The 20,127-nt window shown below is 60.5% G+C and carries 15 protein-coding genes; 1 reads left to right on the top strand and 14 read right to left on the bottom strand.

Features of this window, described 5'->3' with window-relative positions:
• Nucleotides 1–10 precede the first annotated feature (10 nt).
• From JFT91_RS06710 to JFT91_RS06700, 3 genes are read right to left on the bottom strand one after another with little or no spacing between them, the layout of a single operon-like run.
• Nucleotides 11–2,107: an efflux RND transporter periplasmic adaptor subunit gene (locus JFT91_RS06710; RefSeq protein WP_201231891.1), complete on the bottom strand. Its 2,097-nt coding sequence runs from the start codon at nucleotides 2,105–2,107 to the stop codon at nucleotides 11–13.
• Entirely contained in the window at nucleotides 2,108–3,427 is a 1,320-nt protein-coding gene (locus JFT91_RS06705) for an efflux RND transporter periplasmic adaptor subunit (protein ID WP_201231890.1), read from the bottom strand. It lies immediately after the preceding gene.
• Nucleotides 3,424–4,203: an efflux RND transporter periplasmic adaptor subunit gene (locus JFT91_RS06700; protein ID WP_201231889.1), complete on the bottom strand. Its 780-nt coding sequence runs from the start codon at nucleotides 4,201–4,203 to the stop codon at nucleotides 3,424–3,426. Before JFT91_RS06700 ends, JFT91_RS06705 begins: the two co-directional genes overlap by 4 nt.
• Before the next feature lie 486 nt (nucleotides 4,204–4,689).
• On the opposite strand from JFT91_RS06700, the gene JFT91_RS06695 reads away from it, so the two are divergent.
• Nucleotides 4,690–5,379, top strand: coding sequence for an NYN domain-containing protein (locus tag JFT91_RS06695; RefSeq protein WP_201231888.1), 690 nt, complete (start codon nucleotides 4,690–4,692; stop codon nucleotides 5,377–5,379).
• Here JFT91_RS06695 and JFT91_RS06690 read toward each other — a convergent pair.
• The 11 genes from JFT91_RS06690 to JFT91_RS06640 form a co-directional block, all read right to left on the bottom strand.
• Complete coding sequence (locus tag JFT91_RS06690) at nucleotides 5,360–6,943, bottom strand: efflux transporter outer membrane subunit (RefSeq protein WP_201231887.1); 1,584 nt, start codon at nucleotides 6,941–6,943, stop codon at nucleotides 5,360–5,362. The two genes, JFT91_RS06695 and JFT91_RS06690, sit on opposite strands and share 20 nt — an antisense overlap.
• On the bottom strand, nucleotides 6,940–8,010 hold the full coding sequence (locus JFT91_RS06685; RefSeq protein ID WP_201231886.1) for an HlyD family secretion protein: 1,071 nt from the start codon (nucleotides 8,008–8,010) through the stop codon (nucleotides 6,940–6,942). The genes JFT91_RS06690 and JFT91_RS06685 overlap by 4 nt, the downstream gene beginning before the upstream one ends.
• A gap of 27 nt (nucleotides 8,011–8,037) precedes the next feature.
• On the bottom strand, nucleotides 8,038–9,576 hold the full coding sequence (locus tag JFT91_RS06680) for an MFS transporter (protein ID WP_201231885.1): 1,539 nt from the start codon (nucleotides 9,574–9,576) through the stop codon (nucleotides 8,038–8,040).
• A 221-nt stretch (nucleotides 9,577–9,797) separates the two neighbouring features.
• A complete protein-coding gene (locus JFT91_RS06675; RefSeq protein WP_201231884.1) occupies nucleotides 9,798–10,715 on the bottom strand; it encodes a LysR family transcriptional regulator in 918 nt (305 codons plus the stop codon).
• A gap of 200 nt (nucleotides 10,716–10,915) precedes the next feature.
• Complete coding sequence (locus tag JFT91_RS06670; protein ID WP_201231883.1) at nucleotides 10,916–11,782, bottom strand: ABC transporter permease; 867 nt, start codon at nucleotides 11,780–11,782, stop codon at nucleotides 10,916–10,918.
• Between the two features lie 20 nt (nucleotides 11,783–11,802).
• The gene (locus tag JFT91_RS06665) at nucleotides 11,803–12,663 is read right to left on the bottom strand and encodes an ABC transporter ATP-binding protein (protein ID WP_201231882.1); all 861 of its coding nucleotides are present in this window, start codon (nucleotides 12,661–12,663) and stop codon (nucleotides 11,803–11,805) included.
• Between the two features lie 5 nt (nucleotides 12,664–12,668).
• Nucleotides 12,669–13,694 (bottom strand): ABC transporter substrate-binding protein, encoded by a 1,026-nt coding sequence (locus tag JFT91_RS06660; RefSeq protein ID WP_201231881.1) that lies wholly within the window; start codon nucleotides 13,692–13,694, stop codon nucleotides 12,669–12,671.
• Between the two features lie 18 nt (nucleotides 13,695–13,712).
• Nucleotides 13,713–14,609: a TauD/TfdA dioxygenase family protein gene (locus JFT91_RS06655; protein WP_201231880.1), complete on the bottom strand. Its 897-nt coding sequence runs from the start codon at nucleotides 14,607–14,609 to the stop codon at nucleotides 13,713–13,715.
• A 376-nt stretch (nucleotides 14,610–14,985) separates the two neighbouring features.
• Nucleotides 14,986–16,353: an HlyD family type I secretion periplasmic adaptor subunit gene (locus JFT91_RS06650; protein ID WP_201147924.1), complete on the bottom strand. Its 1,368-nt coding sequence runs from the start codon at nucleotides 16,351–16,353 to the stop codon at nucleotides 14,986–14,988.
• Nucleotides 16,343–18,499 (bottom strand): type I secretion system permease/ATPase, encoded by a 2,157-nt coding sequence (locus JFT91_RS06645; protein ID WP_201231879.1) that lies wholly within the window; start codon nucleotides 18,497–18,499, stop codon nucleotides 16,343–16,345. The genes JFT91_RS06650 and JFT91_RS06645 overlap by 11 nt, the downstream gene beginning before the upstream one ends.
• A 34-nt stretch (nucleotides 18,500–18,533) precedes the next feature.
• Nucleotides 18,534–19,886, bottom strand: coding sequence for a TolC family outer membrane protein (locus JFT91_RS06640; RefSeq protein WP_201231878.1), 1,353 nt, complete (start codon nucleotides 19,884–19,886; stop codon nucleotides 18,534–18,536).
• Nucleotides 19,887–20,127 lie beyond the last annotated feature (241 nt).

Here is a 20,127-nt window from a genome sequence, read left to right as displayed (position 1 = left end):
CCTGCTCTCCCTAAAAACCGCTTTCCCTGACGCCCAGTGCCGCCACCCGGCGCCACGCCACACCCAGCAGCGATTCGCCGCTGCCCTGCAACACCACCACGCCGCGCAATGGTTGCGTCGGGGTCGAGGCCGTCGTCAATGCACTCAGGCGCACGCCATATTGCGCCTGCACCGGCTCCGCGCGCTGCTGTTGATCGCGACGCACAGCGATCGGCCCGTGGTGATCAGAGGTCAACGCCTCCTGATCGACGTAAGCCACGCCATTGGTGTCGATTTCATTCAATTGCACAGCGAGCGCCGGGTGCATGGGATCGTCGGCGATGAACCGACCATTGGCGCCGGGTTTGACCCGCCACAACTCGGCTTCGGCCAGATATCCGCGCAGCCGTGCACCATCCTCGACGACCCGGGCCAATGCATCCTTGGTCGACAGCCAGCGCCCGACGCTCAGGTTCGGCAGCAGATCGCGCACGCTGCCGGCATGTGGTGCGCGCAGTAGCAGCCGTTCGCGCTGGGCGCTCAAGCCGCGGTACTCGGCCACCGCTTCTGCCAGGCGTTGCTCGACGATGCCGGCGTCCGCGGCGGTTTCACTGCGACCGGCCTGACGGCGCATCAGCAACTGCTGAACCTGGATTTCCCGGCGAACAATCGCCAAGCGCGACTCGAGATCCGGCGACTCCAACTCAATCAGCACATCGCCCTGTGCGACCTTCTGCCCATCAGCCACCCTCAGCGCTTTGACCCGCGCCGCTGTCGGCGCATGCAGCGCACTGGCGCGCCCGGCCTCAAGCATCGTCGGCAACTCCACCGAACTGCGCCACGGCACGATCAGCACCAGCAACAGACCGAGCAACGCCGCAGCACTGAGCAACACGCGTGGGCCGTGCGCCTGCTCTCGACGACTCCACCACTGGCGCCACTCACGCATGATCGGCAAAAAGATGAACCACACCAGCTCCACCAGCATCAGGAAGATCCCCAACACTTTGAAGAACAGGTGATAGACCGCCAACGCGATCCCGAAAAACAACGCTGCACGCCACAACCACGAGCCATACCCCCAGATCAGCAAACGCCGTTGCATCTTCGGCGACCAAGGCTCCGGCGCGGGTGCGCCATAACCGAACAAAAACTCGCGTAAACGCCAGCGACACAGGGCAAACGCCCGGCCCTGCAAGTTGTCGACTTCCCAGAAATCACTGATCAGAAAATAACCGTCAAAGCGCATGAAGGGATTGAGGTTGACCACCAGCGTGGTGATCCATGTCGCACTGGCGAGCATGAACGCCGCCGTGCGTCCCGGCCCGTCCGGCAACAACGACCATGCCAGCAACGCGATACAGGCCAACAACAATTCGGCCAGCACCCCGCCAGCACCGATCAGCAATCGCGCGCGCCGATCATTGACCCGCCACGCATCGCTGACATCGGTGTAGAACATCGGCAACAAAACCATGAACGCCACGCCCATGCTCTGCACCCGACACCCTGCGCGTTTGGCCATGAATGCATGACCGAACTCATGACAGAGCTTGGCAAAGAACAACGCCACGCCAAACGCCAACGCGCCGCCAAGGCTGAACAGGTGCGGAAACGTCCCGACAAAACGCTGCCAGTCCCGCGAGACCAGAAATACGCCCAATGCCAATGTTGCCGGCAAACCGTAGCGCAGCAGGCGCGGACCGAAGCGCTCCAGCCACGGCCATGCGCGATTGAGAAACGCGTCCGGGCGCCATAGTGGAATGCGGAAAAAAAGGTATTGATGCAGCAGGATTTGCCACAGGCTCTGCTTCTGCGCCAAAGCCTTGAGCCGGTAACTGGCGCGCTGCTGATCGTCCATGGCGCTGATCAAATCGTGACCGCGCAGAAACTCCAGCAACTGCTCAAGCTCCGTGCCGTCCAGCGGCAGGCCCGGTTCGCGATTGGCCGCGCGCAAGATTTGCTCGGCATCGCCCAGTGACCAGTGGCGCAACAGGCGCATCGCCGCCGTGCCTAGTTTGAAATAACGCCCGCGCACCGGATCGGCCAACGTCCAGCGCGGCGAGCCGTCCAATGCCGGCGCCGCGGGCGACAATTGCAGGTCGGCACGCAGGCTCGGCAGATGCATTTACAGGCCCACGCTCTGACGCAGGCCGGCCAGTGGCCGACGCAGCAGGTACAACGCCAGCGGTGCGCGATCGCCGAAGATTTTCGCCGTGCCGCGCAGGCCGATGCGCGGTGGGGCATCGGTGAAATTGGCGTCCAACCGGTACGCAAGCTGCCCGCCGGCGGTCGGTTGCGCCTCGTAGGCCGAGCGCTCCAGCGTGGCGAGGTGGCGCTTCAGCGGATCGCTGTCGAGAAACAGCGAGATTTCGGCCCCCGGTTCCAGCGAGATCGCGTCGCCCACCGCCAGTTCGATGCGCAATTCAGCCTGGTTCGGATCGGCAATTTCCATCAAACGTTCGCCGGTCTGCACCGGTTTGCCGGTCAAGCGTTCGGCATCGGCAAACACTGCGATGCCGTCGCGTTCAGCGCGCACTTCACTGCGATTGAGCAACTCGCGGGCGTAGTCGCGTTCGGCGCGTTTCTGCTCGGCGCGGGCGGCGAGCAAATCCACGCGTGAACTGGATTCGGCATCGGCAAACGAGCGCTGGGAATTGGATTTCAGTTCCGCCTCGGCCACGCCCAGTGCGCGTTCAGCGACATCGGCCTGAGCCTTGAGCGTGGTGCTTTCAAACCGCACCAGGACGTCGCCGGTTTTCACCGTCTGATTGGGTTTGACCAGAAACTCAGCGATCACTCCGTCCAGCGGCGCTGCCACCACACGACCGCCCAGCGGCACCACTTCGGCCGGCGCCAACACTGATTGGCGCACCGGAATCAACAACCCGAGCAACAGCACGGCAACCAGCGCCACCTGACGTTTGCGCGTCCAGCGCAGTCGCCACGGCTTGCGCGGTTGCAGCGCCAGCCAGGCATGGCTGTAGGTGTCGCCGAGTTGCGATAACAGCACTTGTTCGGAGGGATTCCACGGCACATCACGCGCCAGCCACAAGCCGCCGAATACCTGCGCGTCGCGATCAATCAGCGGCAGCCAGAACACCTGCGCGGCGGACAGACTGCGCCAGTCGGCCTGGAGGCTGTCGCTCAGCAATTCGGGGGCAATCACTCGCGCCTGCTGGAGCACATCCTGCTTGAACAGCTGCGCCACGGCCTGCTCGACGAATGCCACAAACGGCGCATTCGGTTCGACCGCGCTGACGCCGGTCACCGCTTGCACCTTGCCGGCAATCAACAACGCGGCATGACGAAAACCGAACAGCGACTGGCCGTCATTAACCAGACTGTAGGCCAGTTGCGCAGTATCACGGGCAGCGCGGGTCTGGCGTTCAAGATCGAGAAACCGCGCGAATACCTGCTCGGCGCCGCCGCTCACCGGGGCGTTCACTTAAGCTCCGGGAAACGTGCGGTGCCGCTCATGCCGGCCAGCAAACCTTTGGCTTCGGGGAGTGTTGCGACCAGCAACAGCGTTTGGCTGCCCTCGTCGATTCGTGCACCAAGACGCTTGACGGTGGCGTCGATCGGCTGACCGGTTTCATCGGGAACGAAGCTGAAGGTCTGACCGGGCTTGAGCCGGGCCATCCAGCGCGACGGCACCAGCAAGTGAATTTCCAGGGTGCGATTGTCGACGACATCGAGCAGCGGCGCGCCGGCCGGCACGCTTTCATAGCGCTGAACCTTGCGTTCCACCACTTGCCCATCGAACGGCGCGATCACGCTGCAGCGTTTGACCTGCACCTGATAAACCTGAGATTGCGCCTGGGTCTCGCTGACCTTGGCCTCGGCCCGCGCCACTTCGAAGCGCCCAACTGAATTGAGCGCGGCCAGTTGCTTATTGTGCGCCAGCTCTTCACCGGCACCACGATTGGCGGCCTGCGCAGCATTGAGCTGGGCCTGATAGGCCGAGCAATCGAATCGCGCCAGGGTATCGCCCTTCTTGAACGACTCACCCTCGCTGAACGGCAACTCGACAATCCGCCCGGAAAGCTCACTGGCCAGCGTCGCCTGATCGCGAGCGCGCAACACACCCCGCGCCTCACTGCTCGGCGCAGCTGCGCCGGTCGCTGCGTTATCCAGCAGCGGATCGTCTGGCCCGGGCGTTTGCGCCTGAACTGCACACGTAACTAAGGTCAATCCGACAACCCAACCACGAAAACGCTGCATAACCGCTACTCCCTGACGGATGTGCGGAGTCTACGACAGCGGAAGTTAGCGTCAAGCGAAAGGCCATCACTCCATGGAAATGTAATGTTTCAAAAGAGAGGGCTGCTCCATGGTTGTTTAAGAAAGGTAGGCAAACACCGACTTCCTACACGAGTTGAGGAAGCTACCAATTGCTCATTGCGAAAGGGGTGATAGACAAGCGACCTAAGAGAATGAACGCAGGGCAAATGTACCTCTCCCTGCAACAACCTCTAATACAGAAGCCCCTAAATGGCTTGACCCCGGTTGGTATCAGCAACCAAAACTGGCGAGCCGGTGCTGGAGATAAACCAGCGGAGTGAGCCTGCAATTATTTGGTGGTTGACCTGCATGACGCGCTCAATCTAGGATTGCCTTACTCAACCCCGTACGTAGCGATTCAGTTCGCTGGCAGTTGGGGATGAAAAAACCGGCTTAGGCCGGTTTTTTCGTTTCTGAGGATTTTTTGTGCGTACCGCATTTTTCGTTGATGGCTACAACCTGTTTTACGGCTTGCTCGCTGGTACACCCTATAAATGGTTGGACCTGCGCAGCCTGCTGACGCACATAACCTTCATAGAAAACCCTCAAAGCTCAATCGTATCGATTGACTACTTCACTTCTCCAATCAAACCCCAGTTGGCAACCCGTGGCCGCGTTTCCAAAGAGGCTCAGGATGCATACATAAGGGCTTTGCGTGCCAGCAAGGTCGCCGTGCATTTCGGAAGACATCAATTAGAGCCAGCCAAAGCGCCAAGGTTTGTAGATAAAAACACCCATGCGTCACGTCAGGACAAAGTCGATATCTGGAAGTTGGAAGAAAAAGAAACCGATGTTCATATAGCAATCAGCATGTATCGCACTGCCTGCCAGCAAGTGTTGTTCGCAATGGAAGAGCGTGTCGAACAACTCGTACTGGTTTCGAGTGACACCGATATCACCCCCGCATTGAGAGCCATACGCGCAGATTTCCCTCACCTGATCGTTGGCGTCATTCTTCCCCACAGGGCCGGTTTGAACCGGCCCACTCCAGGCTCCCTGAAAGATCACTCTCACTGGCTGCGACGAGTAATCACTGCGGAAGAATTGCTCCTTAATCAGTTTCCAAACCGAGTGCCCACGCACAAGAAACCGGCGATCAAACCGGATTACTGGTAGCAAGTTTCGCTATCGGATAAACCGACTCCCAACCTCCACCCAACGCTCGGTACAACCCTACCATCGCCAGCGAAACCCCCGTCGAGCTTTCCACCCACTGCTCCTGCGTGGCCAGCAACGCGCCTTGCACGGTGAGGACGTTGACGAAATCGACCACGCCTTCGACGTATTGCTGTTGCGCGGTGCGCAGGGCGATCTGGTTCTGCCGTACGGCTTCGGCGAGGCTGTCGCGGCGGCGTTGGCTGGCGTTGTAGGCGGTCAGTTGATCGTCGATTTCATGCCAGGCGCGCAGCACGGTTTGCTGGTAGCCGATGGCGGCTTCCTGCTGTTGGGCTTCACGCAACTGCAACATGCCGCGCAGCCGTCCGCCGTCGAACAGCGGCAAGCTGAATTGTGGGCCGATGCCGAAAGCACGCGAGCCCCAGGAGCCGAAATCACTGAGCTGCATGGCCTGCGAGCCGAGGTTGCCGGACAGCGTGATGCGCGGATAGAAATCACCTTTGGCCACGCCGATGTTGGCAGTGGCGGCGTGCAGTCGCGCTTCGGCCTGACGGATGTCGGGGCGGCGCTCGGCCAGTTGCGACGGCAGGCCGATAGCGACTTGCGGCGGCGACTGCGGCACGGCGGCGTCTGTGGATAACTCTCTGGCCAAGGCTTGCGGTGGCTCGCCCATCAACAGGCTGATCGCGTTGATCAGTTGCGATTGGCGTTGCTCCAGCGCCGGCAGCCGCGATTCGATGGCGGCGACTTGCGCGGCGGCTTCGGCGACGTCCAGATCAGTGGCCACGCCATCGTTCAGCCGCAGTTGCGAAAGCTTGAGGCTGTGGCGGGCGACGTCGAGATTCTGCTCGGTGACGGCGCGGGTGTTTTGCACGCCGCGCAGTTGAATGTAGTTCTGCGCGGTGTCGGCGAGCACAGCCAACAGCACCCCGCGACGGTCGTTTTCGGCGACTTCGAGGTTGGCGTCGGCGGCTTCGGTTTCACGGCGCACGCGTCCCCAGAAATCCAGCTCCCATGAGGCGGAGAAACCGGCGTCCCACAGATTGAAAGCGGAATCGCCGTTGTTACCGGAAGGATCGGTAAGGCCTTCGCCGCTGTTGCGTTTGCGCGCGTAGCTGCCGGTGGCGGCGGTGTTCGGGTAACGATCAGCGCTGATCACCTGACGCGCGGCGCGGCTTTGTTGCAGGCGGCTGCCGGCCAGTTGCAGGTCGAGGTTGCTCTTCACGGCGCGCTGGGTCAGGGCCGAAAGTTGCGAGTCGTTGAAGACTTCCCACCAGCGTTCGTTGAGGGGTTCGCTGACGGTTTGGCTGGGGGCGGATTTACTCGGTTTTGCCCAGTCGGCGATTTGCGTGGCTTCGGGCTTTTGGAAGTCAGGCCCCACTGTGCAGGCGCTGAGACTTATTGCGAGCAAGGCAGCCAAAATGAGTTGCTGCCATTGGCCTCTTCGCGAGCAGGCTCGCTCCCACAGGGATTGCGCAGGTTGCCCGAATTGTTTGGTCCCGCCGAGGAACCCTGTGGGAGCTGGCTTGCCAGCGATGGCGCCAGCCGATTCAACACCTTTCATCGCTGAGTTACCTCACGCACCGACGTCGCCGAACTGCGAGTATCGATACTCGCCTCCACCGACATCCCCACCCGCAGTCGCTCGGCCAGTGGCTGCCCCGGCTCCAGCACAATCTTCACCGGAATCCGCTGCACCACTTTGGTGAAGTTGCCGGTGGCGTTGTCCGGCTTCACCGCCGCAAAGGTCACGCCGGTGGCCGGAGCGATACTCTCGACGCGGCCACGCAGGGCTTCACCGCCGAGACTATCGACGTGCACTTGCACTTGCTGCCCGGGATGCACATCGGTCAATTGCGTTTCCTGAAAGTTGGCCACCACATAGGCCTGCTGCAACGGCACCACCGCCAGCAGCTTGCTGCCCGGCGTCACATAGGCGCCAACACGCACGGCACGCTCGCCGACCATGCCGTCCTGCGGCGCGGTGATGCGCGTGTAGGAGAGTTCGAAACTGGCGATTTCCAGCGCCGCTTGTGCGTGCTTCAAAGTGCCCTCGGCGGCATTACGCTGCGCGGTGAGGACTTCGACCTGCTTGCGCTCGGCGGCCAGTTTTGCGCTCGCGGTGTCCAGCCGCGCGGAGGCCTGATCGATGCGCGTACGGGCCTGTTGCGCGTTCTGCACGGTGCCGGCACCGACGCCTGCCAAATGGTTGTAGCGATTCAATTCCTGCTGGGCGAAAGCCATTTCAGCCTTGGCCGACACTACCGAAGCCTGTGCCTGAGCGATCACCGAAGTCTGGCGCTCCAGCGTCGCTTTGGCGTTCTGCAACTGCGCACGGGCGACCAGTGTCTGCGCATCAGCCGCTTCGGCGGCAGCACGCAAATCGCGGTCATCAATCAACGCCAGCAACTGCCCGGCCTTCACCCGCTGGTTGTCCTCCACCAGCACTTCCTTGATGAACCCGGCCACGCGCGGCACCACCAAGGTGAAATCAGCGGAGACGAACGCGTCATTGGTGTTCTGCTGCGTACGCTTGCCAAACAGGCCTGGCACTGCCAGATACAACAGCACGCCCACCGCCAACGCAGTGGCAACGGCCACCGCGAGTTTTTGCTTTGCTTGAGTCGTCATAAAAACCTTCATTGTTCAGTACCGCAATCAGGTCGGTGCGCGCGGTGGAAAGATCCGCGTCGGCAGCCAGAAAATCAGCAGGATCAGCGTCACTGCGACGCCAGCCATGCACACGTAGAGATCAGAAGACGTCAGCACCACGGCCTGTTCGTGCAGGCGATGAGCAAGGCCCGGATCGCTGCGGTCGGCCAACGGTGAGTTGCCGAGGCTGTCGACCAGCATGGTCGAGTGAAAATGCAGACGCGCCGTGGTCAGCGCCTCGAGCACCCCGGTGGCGACGACCGCCGCCAGACCTTTCACAGTGTTGAACCATGCCGAGGCAAACGGCCCGTCCATTGGCTGAATGCTGCCGGTCGAGAGCATCAACAGCGGCAACACCGACATCGGCTGGCCGAAAATCTGCAGCCATTGCAGGACGTAGAAATTGTCGCGAATCCATTCCGCGGTCAGCAGCGACCCGCCCAGGCAGGACAGCACCAGCATGCTCAAACCGATCCCCAGCACCCAGCGGCAATCGACCCAGCGCAAGTTGCAAAGCGCGGCCACCAGCGGCAGCGCGAGCAACTGCGGCAACGCCGCGATCAGCATGATCGGCGCGGTCTGCACCGGGCGATAACCCTGCACTTGCGCCAGATAGCTCGACGGAATCAACACCACCGCTTGCAGCACCACCAGCACGCCGGCCAGGGTCATCAGCGCGAACGAGAGGTTGCGGATGCCGAGCATCTGCATTTTGAAAAACGGAATCGGCTGCGACCACTCGTTGATCAATAAAGCCACCAACAGCAAAGATCCACAGCCGAGCAGCGCGCAGATCAGATTGGACTCAAACCAGTCCAGCCGATTGCCCTGCAACAGGCCGATCACCAGCATGCAGATCGCCGGAAAACCCAGCAGCAGCCCTTTCCAGTTAAACGTTTTGAGGCGTTCCAGGCGCAGCGGATCCTGCGGAATGCCGTAAGCCACCATGACCATGGCAATCAGGCACGGCCCGATGATTTGCCAGAACGTCCATTGCCAGCCGAAGTATTCAGTCCACAACCCGGCCAGCGGTGTGCCGAGGCCAGGGCCGAAAGTGGCCGTCAGCGCGTAACCGGCCAAGCCATAGAGTTTGAAATTCGGCGGCAGGAAGCGCAGCGCGACGGTCATCAGCATCGGCGGCAATGCACCGCCGGCCAGGCCCTGCAGGGTACGCATCAGCAGCAGGCTTTCGTAATTCGGGGCGAACGGACAGAGCACGCCGAGCAAGGTGAACAGACTGATCGCGCTGAGGGTGAAGCGGCGCAGCGAAAAGGTCACCGAGCACCACGGCGCGAAGGCCATGGCCGCGACCGACGTCGCGGCGTAAAAGGACACCAGCCAGGTGCCTTCGTCGTAACCAATGTTCAGCGCGCCGCGAATGTCGGCCAGGGCAACCTTGGTCACCATCTCGTTGAGGCCCGACACCAGCACTGCCAGCAGCACGCCGACCAGACCAACGATGATCCGCGCCCCGAACACCGGTGGCGCAGCCGCCGTCGCCGGGTTGGCCGCAGCGATGGGCGCCGTGACCGTCAGGGATGTCATGAAATAGCTACTCCGGGAAGAAAAATACCGGAGCATCTTAGTCGGGCTTTGTACTGACTAAAATTGACTTATTGGCAGTTTATAAGTGCGCCAGACACAACTATCCACTGTAGGTGTGAGCCTGCTCGCGATGGCGCTATTTCAGTCGATATTTTTGGCGACTGATACACCGCTATCGCGAGCAGGCTCACTCCTACAGGGGTTTTGTGTTGGTTCGCAGATTATGGCTGGGCGGCCAGCCAGGTTTCGTCGCAGCAAGTCTTCAGGGTTTCGCGCAGCCAACGGTGCGCCGGATCCTTGTCGAAACGCGGGTGCCAGGCCTGGGTCAACATCAACGTCGGCAACGGGATCGGCAGGTCAAACGAGCGCAGCTTCAGGCCTAACCGCCGCACGCTGAGCAACGCCTCCTTGGGCACCGGCAAGATCAGATCGGAATCAGGCAAGGCAAACATCGCTGCATGGAAACTCGGCGCAATCACCGCCACCCGCCGCTCCAGGCCCAAAGCGTTCAACGCCGTATCGATAGGGCCGCGAGCAATGCCACGGCGCGACATGCTGATGTGAGAAAACCCGGCGTAACGTTCCGCGGTGATTTCGCCGTCGAGCAGCGGATGATCCTCGCGCACCAGGCCAACGAAATGGGTGGAAAACAGATTCTGCACTTTGACTTCCGGGCTGACGGGGCGAGTGTTGCTCACGCTCAGGTCTATCCGCCCTTCACGCAGCGCTTCATCGTCGCCATCACCTTCCGGGACAAAGCGCAGCTCACAGTGCGGCGCCATTTGATCAAGGGTGTCGAACAGCTTGCCACCGTACACGCCGATGAAAAAATCGTTGGCGCGAATACTGAAGCGGCGACGCAAGGTGCTCAGATCGACCTCGTCGGCCGAACGAAACAGCAAGGCCGCCTGCTCGACCACATCACGCACTTGTTCACGCAGCTCCAAGGCCTTGGGCGTTGGCACCAGGCCACGGCCGGCGCGCACCAGAATCGGATCGCCGATGGCTTCGCGGATGCGCGTCAGGGTGCGGCTCATCGCCGCCGGGCTGAGGTTCATCCGTCTGGCGGCGCCAACCACGCTGCCCTCGTCGAGCAATGCGTCGAGGGCGACCAGAAGGTTCATGTCCGGGAGTTGCATGCTGAGCACTCGTAGCGGATCTGGATTGATCCGGACGCAATGCTAGCAAACATTCTGCAAAGTTGGCGGTGGCATGACCGACGCTATCGCGAGCAGGCTCACTCCTACATTTGATCCTCGCAGATCACAAATTTTGTACGACGCCGATCCATTGTAGGAGTGAGCCTGCTCGCGATGAGGCCAGCCGCCACGCCACACAATCAGCGCTGCATGCCCCAACGCTTCACCGTCACCCGCTCCAATGTGTCGAACACCAGGTTCTCCACCAGCAAGCCGATCAGGATCACCACCGCCAACCCGGCAAACACCTTGTCGGTGTACAGCTCATTGCGATTCTGGAAGATGTACCAACCCAGTCCACCCTTGCCGCTGGTCGCCCCGAACACCAGTTCAGCCGCGATCAACGTGCGCCAGGCGAACGCCCAGCCAATCTTCAGCCCGGCGAGAATTGACGGCAGCGCCGCCGGAATCAGGATGAACAGCACAAAGCACATGCCCTTCAGCCCATAATTGCGCCCGGCCATGCGCAAGGTTTCCGACACACCGAGAAACCCCGCGTAGGTGTTCAGCGCCAGCGCCCACAGCACCGAATGCACCAGTACAAAAATCAGACTGTTCTGCCCCAGCCCAAACCACAGCAGGGCCAGCGGCAGCAAGGCAATCGCCGGCAGCGGATTGAACATCGAAGTCAGCGTACTCAGCAGGTCCCGTCCAAACTGGGTCGAAACCGCCAGCGTGGTCAGGGCAAACGCCAACACGATACCGATCAGGTAACCCTTGAGCAGCACCACCAACGATATCCACACCTTGCCCAGCAATTCGCCGCTGAGCAGACCTTCGTACAGTGCATGACTGGTCTGTAGGAAGCTCGGTAACAGCAAATCGTTGTTCTGTACCCGGGCGACGATTTCCCAGATGACCGCCAGCAAAATCAGGATCAGGCTTTTACGCAGCCAACCCTGTTGCCACAGCCGTTGGCTCAGCGGTAACTCGCGCTCGACCGGCACGCTGGTCAGCGGCTCGAGAATCGTTTCGAACTCTTGTCGTGCAGACGATGAATGGCTCATCGGGCAATCCTCCTGGCCGCTCAATAAGCGATGCGAATGTCGTTGAAATCGTGGTCGCGCTCGGTTTCCGGCGATTGGCCTTCGTCGAACAACAGTCGATGGATGCGCCGCGCCGACGCCTGAAACGCCACACCCCCGAGGCTCTGCAGATCGTATTGATGGCTGTGCACTTCCGCCCTCACCCGCCCCGGATGCGGCGACAGCAACAGGATGCGATTGCCGACCACCAGCGCCTCTTCAATCGAGTGCGTGACGAACAACAGCGTGAAGCGCACTTCTTCCCAGAGCAGCAGCAACTCTTCCTGCATCTTGCGACGGGTCAGCGCATCCAGCGCGGCAAACGGCTCATCCATCAGGAGAATTTTCGGCTGCATTGCCAACGCCCGGGCAATCGCCACGCGCGCTTTCATGCCACCGGACAGCGTGTGCGGGTAAGCATCGGCGAACGCCGCCAGACCGACTTTTTCCAGATAGTGCAGCGCGCGCTCTTCGGCTTGTTTTTTCTTTAGGGTGCGCGAGGCGATTAGCGGAAACATCACGTTCTGCTTCACCGTTTTCCACGGTGGCAGTTGATCGAACTCCTGAAACACCACAATCCGGTCCGGCCCCGGCGCGTCGACGCGCTGACCTTGCAGACGAATCTCGCCTTCGCACGGCGCAATAAACCCTGCGACGGCTTTGAGCAACGTCGATTTGCCGCAACCGGAGGGGCCAAGGAGCACGAAGCGATCCTGCTGATCGACTTCGAAACTGACCTGGTGAGTGGCCCGCACCACCCGTTGCGGCGTGCGGTATTCAAGGCTGACTTGATCCACCGCCAGCAGCGCTTGCGCTGTGGCGATCGGGTTGCTGGCCGCGTGGCCTGGCAAAGGGGCGTTCATGTCGGTCAGCTCCCTTGCAGCGGTTTGGCATCCTGGAAGAAGTAGTCCTTCCACGACTCAGGCTTGTTCTTGATCGCGCCAACGCGGTAGAGGAACTCGGCCAGTGGATAAGTGTTTTTCGGCGTGACGCTGAATTCGAACTGCGGGTTGTCGATGATTTTCAGCAAGGCCGCGCGGTCGATCTTGGCATTGGTCACGCGGATGTAGGTGTCGGCCGCCGCACCTTTATCGTTCTGCGCGAATTGCGCGGCTTCGGTCAGCGCTTCGACGAAGGCTTTGTAGGTTTTCGGATTGTCGTTGCGGAATTTCTCGGTGGCGAACAACACGGTCGGCGAGTTCGGACCGAGCACGTCGTAGGAATTGAGCACGACATGCACGTTCGGGTTTTCCAGCGCCTGATCCTGGAACGGCGGATTGGAGAAATGCCCGGTCAACTCGGTGCCACCGGCGATCAGCGCCGCAGTGGCGTCCGGGTGCGGAACGGCGATGGTGTACTTGTCGAGGCGATTGAATTCCTTGTCGCCCCACTGCTTGGCCGCTGCGTATTGCAGGAAACGCGACTGCACGGAGACGCCCACCGCCGGCACCGCAATGCGATCCTTCTCGGTGAAGTCAGCAATGGTTTTGACCTTGGGATTGTTGCTCACCAGGTAGTAAGGAAAGTTGCCCAGCGAGGCCACGGCTTTGACGTTCTGCTTGCCATGGGTGCGATCCCAGATGGTCAGCAACGGCCCGACGCCAGCGCCGGCAATGTCGATGGAACCGGAGAGCAACGCATCGTTGACGGCGGCGCCACCTGACAGCTGCGTCCAGTCGACCTTGATATCAAGGCCTTCCTGCTTGCCGTACTTTTCGATCAGGCCCTGATCGCGCACTACGTTGAGCAATAAATAGACAATGCCGAACTGTTCGGCGATGCGGATTTCACCTTCAGCGTGGGCCACGGTCGGCGCCACCAGGCTGCCGGCGATCAGGCTGAAACCGAGACCAATGGCGGCGGCCAGCGGTGCAAATGGAAGACGTTTGGACATGATCGAATCTCCGGCGAATCAGAAAGGCGCGTCGCCCTGAATGGTCGTGCGAAACAGCTTGCGGCGCAGGTGCGCGGGGCAGCCGGCAGCGAGATGGATCAGCGAACGATTGTCCCAGAACACCATGTCGTGGGGCTGCCACTGATGGCGGTAGATGTTTTGTGGCAACACGCTGTGGGCGTAGAGCTCGGCGAGCAGTTGTTGGCTCTCGTCCTCTGGCAGGCCGACGATGCGCGTGGTGAAACCTTCACTGACGAACAGCGCCTTGCGGCCGTTTTCCGGGTGGGTACGCACGATCGGGTGCACCACTTCGGCGACTTGCGCCAACTGCTCGGGCGTCAGGGTCGGACGCCAGTTGCCCTCGAATTTGGTTTCGCTGTAGCGCGCGGTGTAGGAATGCGCGGCAGAGCGCCCTTCGACCGCTTTGCGCAGCGCTTCGGGCAGGTTGTCCCAGGCTTTGTGCATGTCAGCGAACAAGGTGTCGCCACCTTCGGATGGCAGTTCCTGCGCGTGGAGCATCGAGCCGAGACTTGGCAGCTCTTTATAAGAGAGGTCGGAGTGCCAGAATTTGCCAGCATCGCCGAGGCCGATGTTCTGGCCGTTTTCGACGATGTTGGAAACGATGAGGATTTCCGGGTGATTGGCCAGCAAGAACTGCTTGAGCACATGGATCTGCAACACGCCGAAGCGGCGGCTGAAGTCGATCTGCTGTTGCGGGGTGATGCGTTGGTCACGGAACACCACGACATGGTGATCCAGATGCGCGCGGTGAATGCGCGCAAAATCCTCGTCGCTGACCGGACGGGTCAGATCGAGGCCGATGATTTCGGCACCGACAGCACCGCTGAACGGAAGAATCTCGAAGGCTTGCGGCGCGGCGCTCGCGGCGCTTGGGGAAGCAGTAGCTGCGGACATCTTTCAATCTCCCACGCACGGCGCGCTCATGGGCGCGCGCGTCGATCAGAAACTCACGCTGGATTGCGTGTTGGTTCAGGTCGTGCGGCGCGCCGATTGGTCGGCAGGTACGCAGGGGATTGACTTTATAGCTATAAGAATTGGAAATTAAATACCGTTAGCGAATAACGATATGGCGAATGGTGAGGAATGAACTGGATGGTGAGTGACAGTTTTTGTCACTTATGGGCAGGATGTGGCGAATGGGGCGGACGCCTTCGCGAGCAAGCTCGGCTCCTACAGGGATCGCATTCCATCTGGAGAAATGCGGTTACTGTAGGAGTGAGCCGGCTCCGGGCGGCGATCCGACGATGAGGCCAGCGAATCCACTATAAAATCAACGCTCGTGAAGAGCTTCAGCGCGGGCGCGGATGATCGGCTTGAGCAGGTAGCTCAGCACCGACTTCTTGCCGGTGATGATGTCCACCGACGCAACCATCCCCGGGATGATCAGCAACGGCTTGTCATCAGTACCCAAGTGGCTGCGCTCAGTGCGTACCTTGATCACGTAGTAGGTGGTTTTCTTGTCTTCGTCGGTGATGGTGTCAGCGCCGATCTGCTCCAGCTGGGCCTTCAGCCCGCCATAAATGGTGTAGTCATACGCGGTGAATTTCACTATCGCTTCCTGCCCCGGATGCAGGAAGGCAATGTCCTGTGGACGGATCTTCGCTTCGACAAGGAGGGTGTCGTCCAGCGGGACGATTTCGACCATGTCGCTACCCGGCTGGATCACGCCGCCAATGGTGTTGACCAGCAACTTGTTGACGATGCCGCGTACCGGCGAGGTGACCAGCGTACGGCTGACACGATCTTCCAGCGCCTTGCCGGTCGCGCTGGCCTTGTTCAGGTCGGTGCGTGCTTCGTTGAGTTGGGTCAGCGCTTCACTGCGGAATTTGCCGCGGGTTTCATCAATTTTGCGCTGTACTTCCTTGATCGCCGATTCCGCACGCGGGATTGCCAGCGTAGTGGCGTCGAGCTGCCCACGGGTTTCCACTTCGGCACGCTTGAGCCGCAGCACTTCAACCGGGGACACCGCGCCCTGCGCCACCAGCGGCTCGGACATGTTGATTTCCTGACGCTGCAAGCCGAGTTGCTGACGATACTGCGCTTGCTTGGAGCCGAATTCGCGCAGCTCTTGCTGACGCTGAATCAACTGCTCCTGCAAGCCACCGATCTCGTCGTGCAGTTGCTGACGGCGGCTGATGTACAGCGATTCTTCGCTTTTCGCCTGACCCGGCACGGCTTTGAGCACGTCCTCGGGGAAATTCAGCGGACGGTCGTCGACCTCGGCGCTCAGACGCTCGACGCGCAGCAACATCGACAGCCGATCGGCTTCGGTTTCGCCGACGTTGGAGGCAAAACGCGTGTCGTCGAGACGAATCAGCGGCGCGCCGGCCTCGACGATCTGACCTTCCTTGACGAACAGCTCAGAGACGATGCCGCCCTCAAGGTTCTGGATCTTCTGAATCTTCGACGACGGAATCGCCTTGCCGTCGCCCTTGGTCACTTCGTCGATCACGGCGAAGTTGGCCCACAGCATCAGGAATACGAAGAAGCCGATGATCGCCCAGATGGTCAGGCGCACGACGCGCGGGGCGTCCTCGATCAGTGCCTTGTTGACCTCTGGTAGCGGCTGGCCCTGCAGCGAGGCAGTGCCCTTGAAGTAGCGACGGATCGAATCCTTGAAACCCGACTTAAGCAACACTGATCTGCCCCTTCTTCAACGCTTCCATCACCGCGGCTTTCGGGCCGTCAGCGAGAATCTGTCCACGGTCGATCACCAGCAGACGATCCACCAGCGACAACAGCGATGCCCGGTGCGTCACCAGCACCACGGTCTTGTTTTCGATCACCGCCGCGAGGCGTTGCTTGAGGCGTTCTTCGCCAGTGTTGTCCATGGCGCTGGTGGGCTCATCCATCAACAGGATCGGCGGGTTGAGCAACAGCGCACGGGCCAGCGCAACGTTCTGCCGCTGACCACCGGAGAGGTTCTGCCCACGCTCGCCGACTTGCAGCTCATAACCTTGCGGGTGCAGGCGGGCGAATTCATGGACGCCAGCCAGTTCGGCGGCTTGCAGGACGAGTTCGTCTTCGACATAACGCGCGCCGGAGACCAGGTTGTCACGCAGGGTGCCGGCCAGCAACTGGATGTCTTGCGGCACGTAGCCGATGTTGTAGCGCAGCTCGCTGACGTCGATCTGGCGGATATCCACACCGTCGACCAGCAACGCACCTTCGTCCGGTTGATACAGGCCGACCAGCAGTTTTGCCAGCGAACTCTTGCCCGAACCGCTGCGGCCGATGATGCCGATCTTCTCGCCGGGACGAATCACCAGGTTGATGTTCTTCAGCGCCGGGTTCTGTTGTTCCGGGTAGGTGAAATTGAGCTGGCGGCACTCGATGGCGCCTTGCAGAACCTTGCGGCTCAGCGGGCGTTCTTCGAAGTTGCGCTCTTGCGGCAGCTCCATCATCTGGTCGACCGAGGTCATGGTCACCCGCGCCTGCTGATAACGGGTCAGCAGACCCGACAGCGACGCCAGCGGACTGAGCGCGCGACCGCTGAGCATGTAGCAGGCAATCAGACCGCCCATGCTCAAGTGACCATCGATGATCTGGTACACGCCGAAGACGATCATGATCACCCCGGCCAATTGCTGAATCAGCAAGGTGATGTTCATCGCCAGGCCGGAGAGCATTTTCACCCGCAGTTCGAGGCGGCTGAGGGTGCCGATGGTCTGTTCCCACTGATATTGGCGTTCGCTCTCGGCGTTGTTGACCTTGACCGCGTCGAGGCCGGCGAGGGTTTCGATTAGGCTCGACTGGCGCTCGGCGCCGAGGGCCATGGTGCGTTCCATGGTTGCCACCAGAGGCTTCTGCAAGGCGTAGCCGATCAGCAGGGCAATCGGGAACGCCAGCACCGGAATCCACACCAGATGCCCGCCGAGAATGGCGATGACGATGAAAATCAGGATGGTGAACGGCAGGTCGATCAGGCTGGTCAGGGTCAGCGAGGCAAGGAAGTCGCGCAGGCTCTGAAACTCGTGGATGTTCTGCGCAAAGCTGCCGACCCGCGCCGGGCGGTATTTCATCGCCATGCCGACGATGCGCTCGAACAGCGTCGCGGAGATGATCAGGTCGGTTTTCTTCCCGGCCAGGTCCAAGCACAGGGCGCGCAGACTCTTTAGGATCAGGTCGAAAATGTACGCGCCAGTGATGCCCAGGGCGAGTACCCACAGGGTTGCCTCAGCCTGGTTCGGTACCACGCGGTCGTAGACGTTCATCACGAACAGCGGCGCGGCCATGGCGATGATGTTGATCAGGAAACTCGCCGCGATCGCATCGGCGTACAGCCAGCGCGAACGCTTGAGGGTGTCGCGGAACCACGAGCGCGCACGCGGAATCAGCGTGCCGTGGTTGACGTCGAATTTGTGTTGCGGCTGGGCAAAAAAGACCTTGCCGATGTAATCGTCGGCCAACAATTCACGACTGACCAGCGACTCACCACCGTCGGCTTCGCTGAGCAGAACCCGCGCTTCGTTGTCACCCTGCCAGCCGAGCAGGACGGCGCTGCGGCCATCCTTGAGCAGCAACAACGCCGGCATGGCGATCGCCGGAATTTCTTCCAGCTTGCGCTGCAACACCCGACCTTGCAGGCCGGCGCGAGCCGCCGCACGGGGCAGCAACTCGATACTCAGGCGTTGTTTGGGCAGCGGCAGGCCGGTGGTCAGCATCGCCGCGCTGGCGGGCTTCTGGTGCAGCATGCAAAGGGCGAGCAGACCATCCAGTAATGGATCGTCGTGCAACGCGCGTGGATCATGACTGAGATGAACTCGACTGACTTCTGATTCCACGCTCGACACTCTTTGACAGTTGAAAAAGGATAACTCAATTCATCCCAGGCAGCTGAACCTTGGGCTTCACGTCGTTCTGCACAACGGATGCCAACGGTGCGACCACTCCCTGGCTTCTGAGCAACTCGCCCATGGTCGCCTTGATTCGGTACTGAGTAAATAACTGAATGTTTTTGATTTCAGCCAAACGGCGCGACGCGGTGAAGAGTTCGTTTTCGCTGTCGAGCAAATCGAGCAGGGTGCGCTCGCCGAGGCTGAACTGACGCTGGTAAGCGGTGCGCACCGCGGTGCTGTGATCAACGTACTGCTGAGCAATCGGCACTTGCGCGTTAGCGTTGTTCAAGGCGTTCCAGGCCAGGCCAAGTTCTTCGTTCAACTGACGCAGGGCGTTGTTGCGGATGTCCAGCGCCTGGTTCGACAGGTACGACTTGGATTCCAGATCAGCCTTGTTGCTGCCACCCGAATACAGGTTGAAGCGCATGCGCAACATGGCCTGCCATTCATTATTGTGGCCGTTCTGACCATCCAGATCGTTGTCGGCAGTGCGGCCCAGTTCGGCGTCGAAGCGTGGGTAGAAGGTCGACTTGGCGGTTTCGTACTGCTTCTCGGCTGCAGCGATGTCGGACTCGGCCGAACGCAGGATCGGGCTGTTTTCCAGCATCTGCGTGCGAGCTTCATTCAAGTTGGCCGGCATCATCGCCATGAACGGCGCCGGACGCTCCAGTTGATCGGGCATCTGGCCAACGGCGCTGAGGAAGTTGGTTTCCGAGTCGGCCAGATTGGTCTGCTCGGTGATCAGGTTGTTACGGGCCTGGGCCATCCGCGCTTCGGCCTGATCGAGGTCGGCACCGCTGCCGACGCCGCGCTGGGTGCGCAGCTGGATCTGGTCGTAAATGCGCTGGTGGCTCTTGAGGTTTTCCTCGGCCAGACGCACGAACTCACGGCGGGTCAGCACGTCCAGATACACCTGGGCAACGGTCAGCGCGGTGCGCTCGGAGGTACCAAGCAAAGAGTAGGCACGAGAGTTAACGGTGGCTTGTTGACGCCCGACTTCGCTGGACGTGGCAAAACCGTCAAAAACCATTTGCGAGAGACGTAAACTTGACTCGCCACGGTTCAGCGTTTCGTAGTGATTGCCGCCAGCGTTAGCGCGGGTGGTCACGCTGTCGGTGCCTTCACGGCCATAACCGCCGAGCAGATCAACCTTCGGCAGGTATCCACCTTTTGCCGCTCTTAACTGATAATCCGCGGCCAAACGACTGTTGACCCCTGCCTGGATTTCCGGATGGACATCCAAGGCCTGCTGCATGGCTTCTGGTAAGGATTGTGCTTGTACGAATGAGGCGGCGAGGGCGAACGGTAGGGCCTTGAACAGGTGCAAACGCATGATAAAAATTTCCCAGAACTTCTTGTCTTGAATCACAGCAAAACGTGGCGCTGCGTCGGATGATGGCAACCAGATTGACCGTATGTCGGAAAGTTCAAAACAGGAACTGGATCACACGCTGAAGGACAGGTCGCCGCGGAAATATCAATGTGACATTAGTGGGGCGATTGTTTAGGATGGCACCCAGAAGGTCAATAGTTTGGCATAAAGTTAATAGCGAAAGAATATAGCCAAATTATTG

Origin of the sequence: Pseudomonas sp. TH08, assembly GCF_016651275.1 — a bacterium.
Classification (GTDB): domain Bacteria; phylum Pseudomonadota; class Gammaproteobacteria; order Pseudomonadales; family Pseudomonadaceae; genus Aquipseudomonas.
The sequence above is the reverse complement of the archived record's forward strand: the minus strand, read 5'-3'. Positions and strand labels throughout refer to the sequence as shown.

Coding starts and splice junctions, on each gene's coding strand:
- JFT91_RS06710 (WP_201231891.1), bottom strand. CDS start 2,107: ATGCATCTGCCGAGCCTGCGTGCCGACCTGCAATTGTCGCCCGCGGCG.
- JFT91_RS06700 (WP_201231889.1), bottom strand. CDS start 4,203: ATGCAGCGTTTTCGTGGTTGGGTTGTCGGATTGACCTTAGTTACGTGT.
- JFT91_RS06690 (WP_201231887.1), bottom strand. CDS start 6,943: ATGAAAGGTGTTGAATCGGCTGGCGCCATCGCTGGCAAGCCAGCTCCC.
- JFT91_RS06685 (WP_201231886.1), bottom strand. CDS start 8,010: ATGACGACTCAAGCAAAGCAAAAACTCGCGGTGGCCGTTGCCACTGCG.
- JFT91_RS06680 (WP_201231885.1), bottom strand. CDS start 9,576: ATGACATCCCTGACGGTCACGGCGCCCATCGCTGCGGCCAACCCGGCG.
- JFT91_RS06675 (WP_201231884.1), bottom strand. CDS start 10,715: ATGCAACTCCCGGACATGAACCTTCTGGTCGCCCTCGACGCATTGCTC.
- JFT91_RS06670 (WP_201231883.1), bottom strand. CDS start 11,782: ATGAGCCATTCATCGTCTGCACGACAAGAGTTCGAAACGATTCTCGAG.
- JFT91_RS06665 (WP_201231882.1), bottom strand. CDS start 12,663: ATGAACGCCCCTTTGCCAGGCCACGCGGCCAGCAACCCGATCGCCACA.
- JFT91_RS06660 (WP_201231881.1), bottom strand. CDS start 13,694: ATGTCCAAACGTCTTCCATTTGCACCGCTGGCCGCCGCCATTGGTCTC.
- JFT91_RS06655 (WP_201231880.1), bottom strand. CDS start 14,609: ATGTCCGCAGCTACTGCTTCCCCAAGCGCCGCGAGCGCCGCGCCGCAA.
- JFT91_RS06640 (WP_201231878.1), bottom strand. CDS start 19,886: ATGCGTTTGCACCTGTTCAAGGCCCTACCGTTCGCCCTCGCCGCCTCA.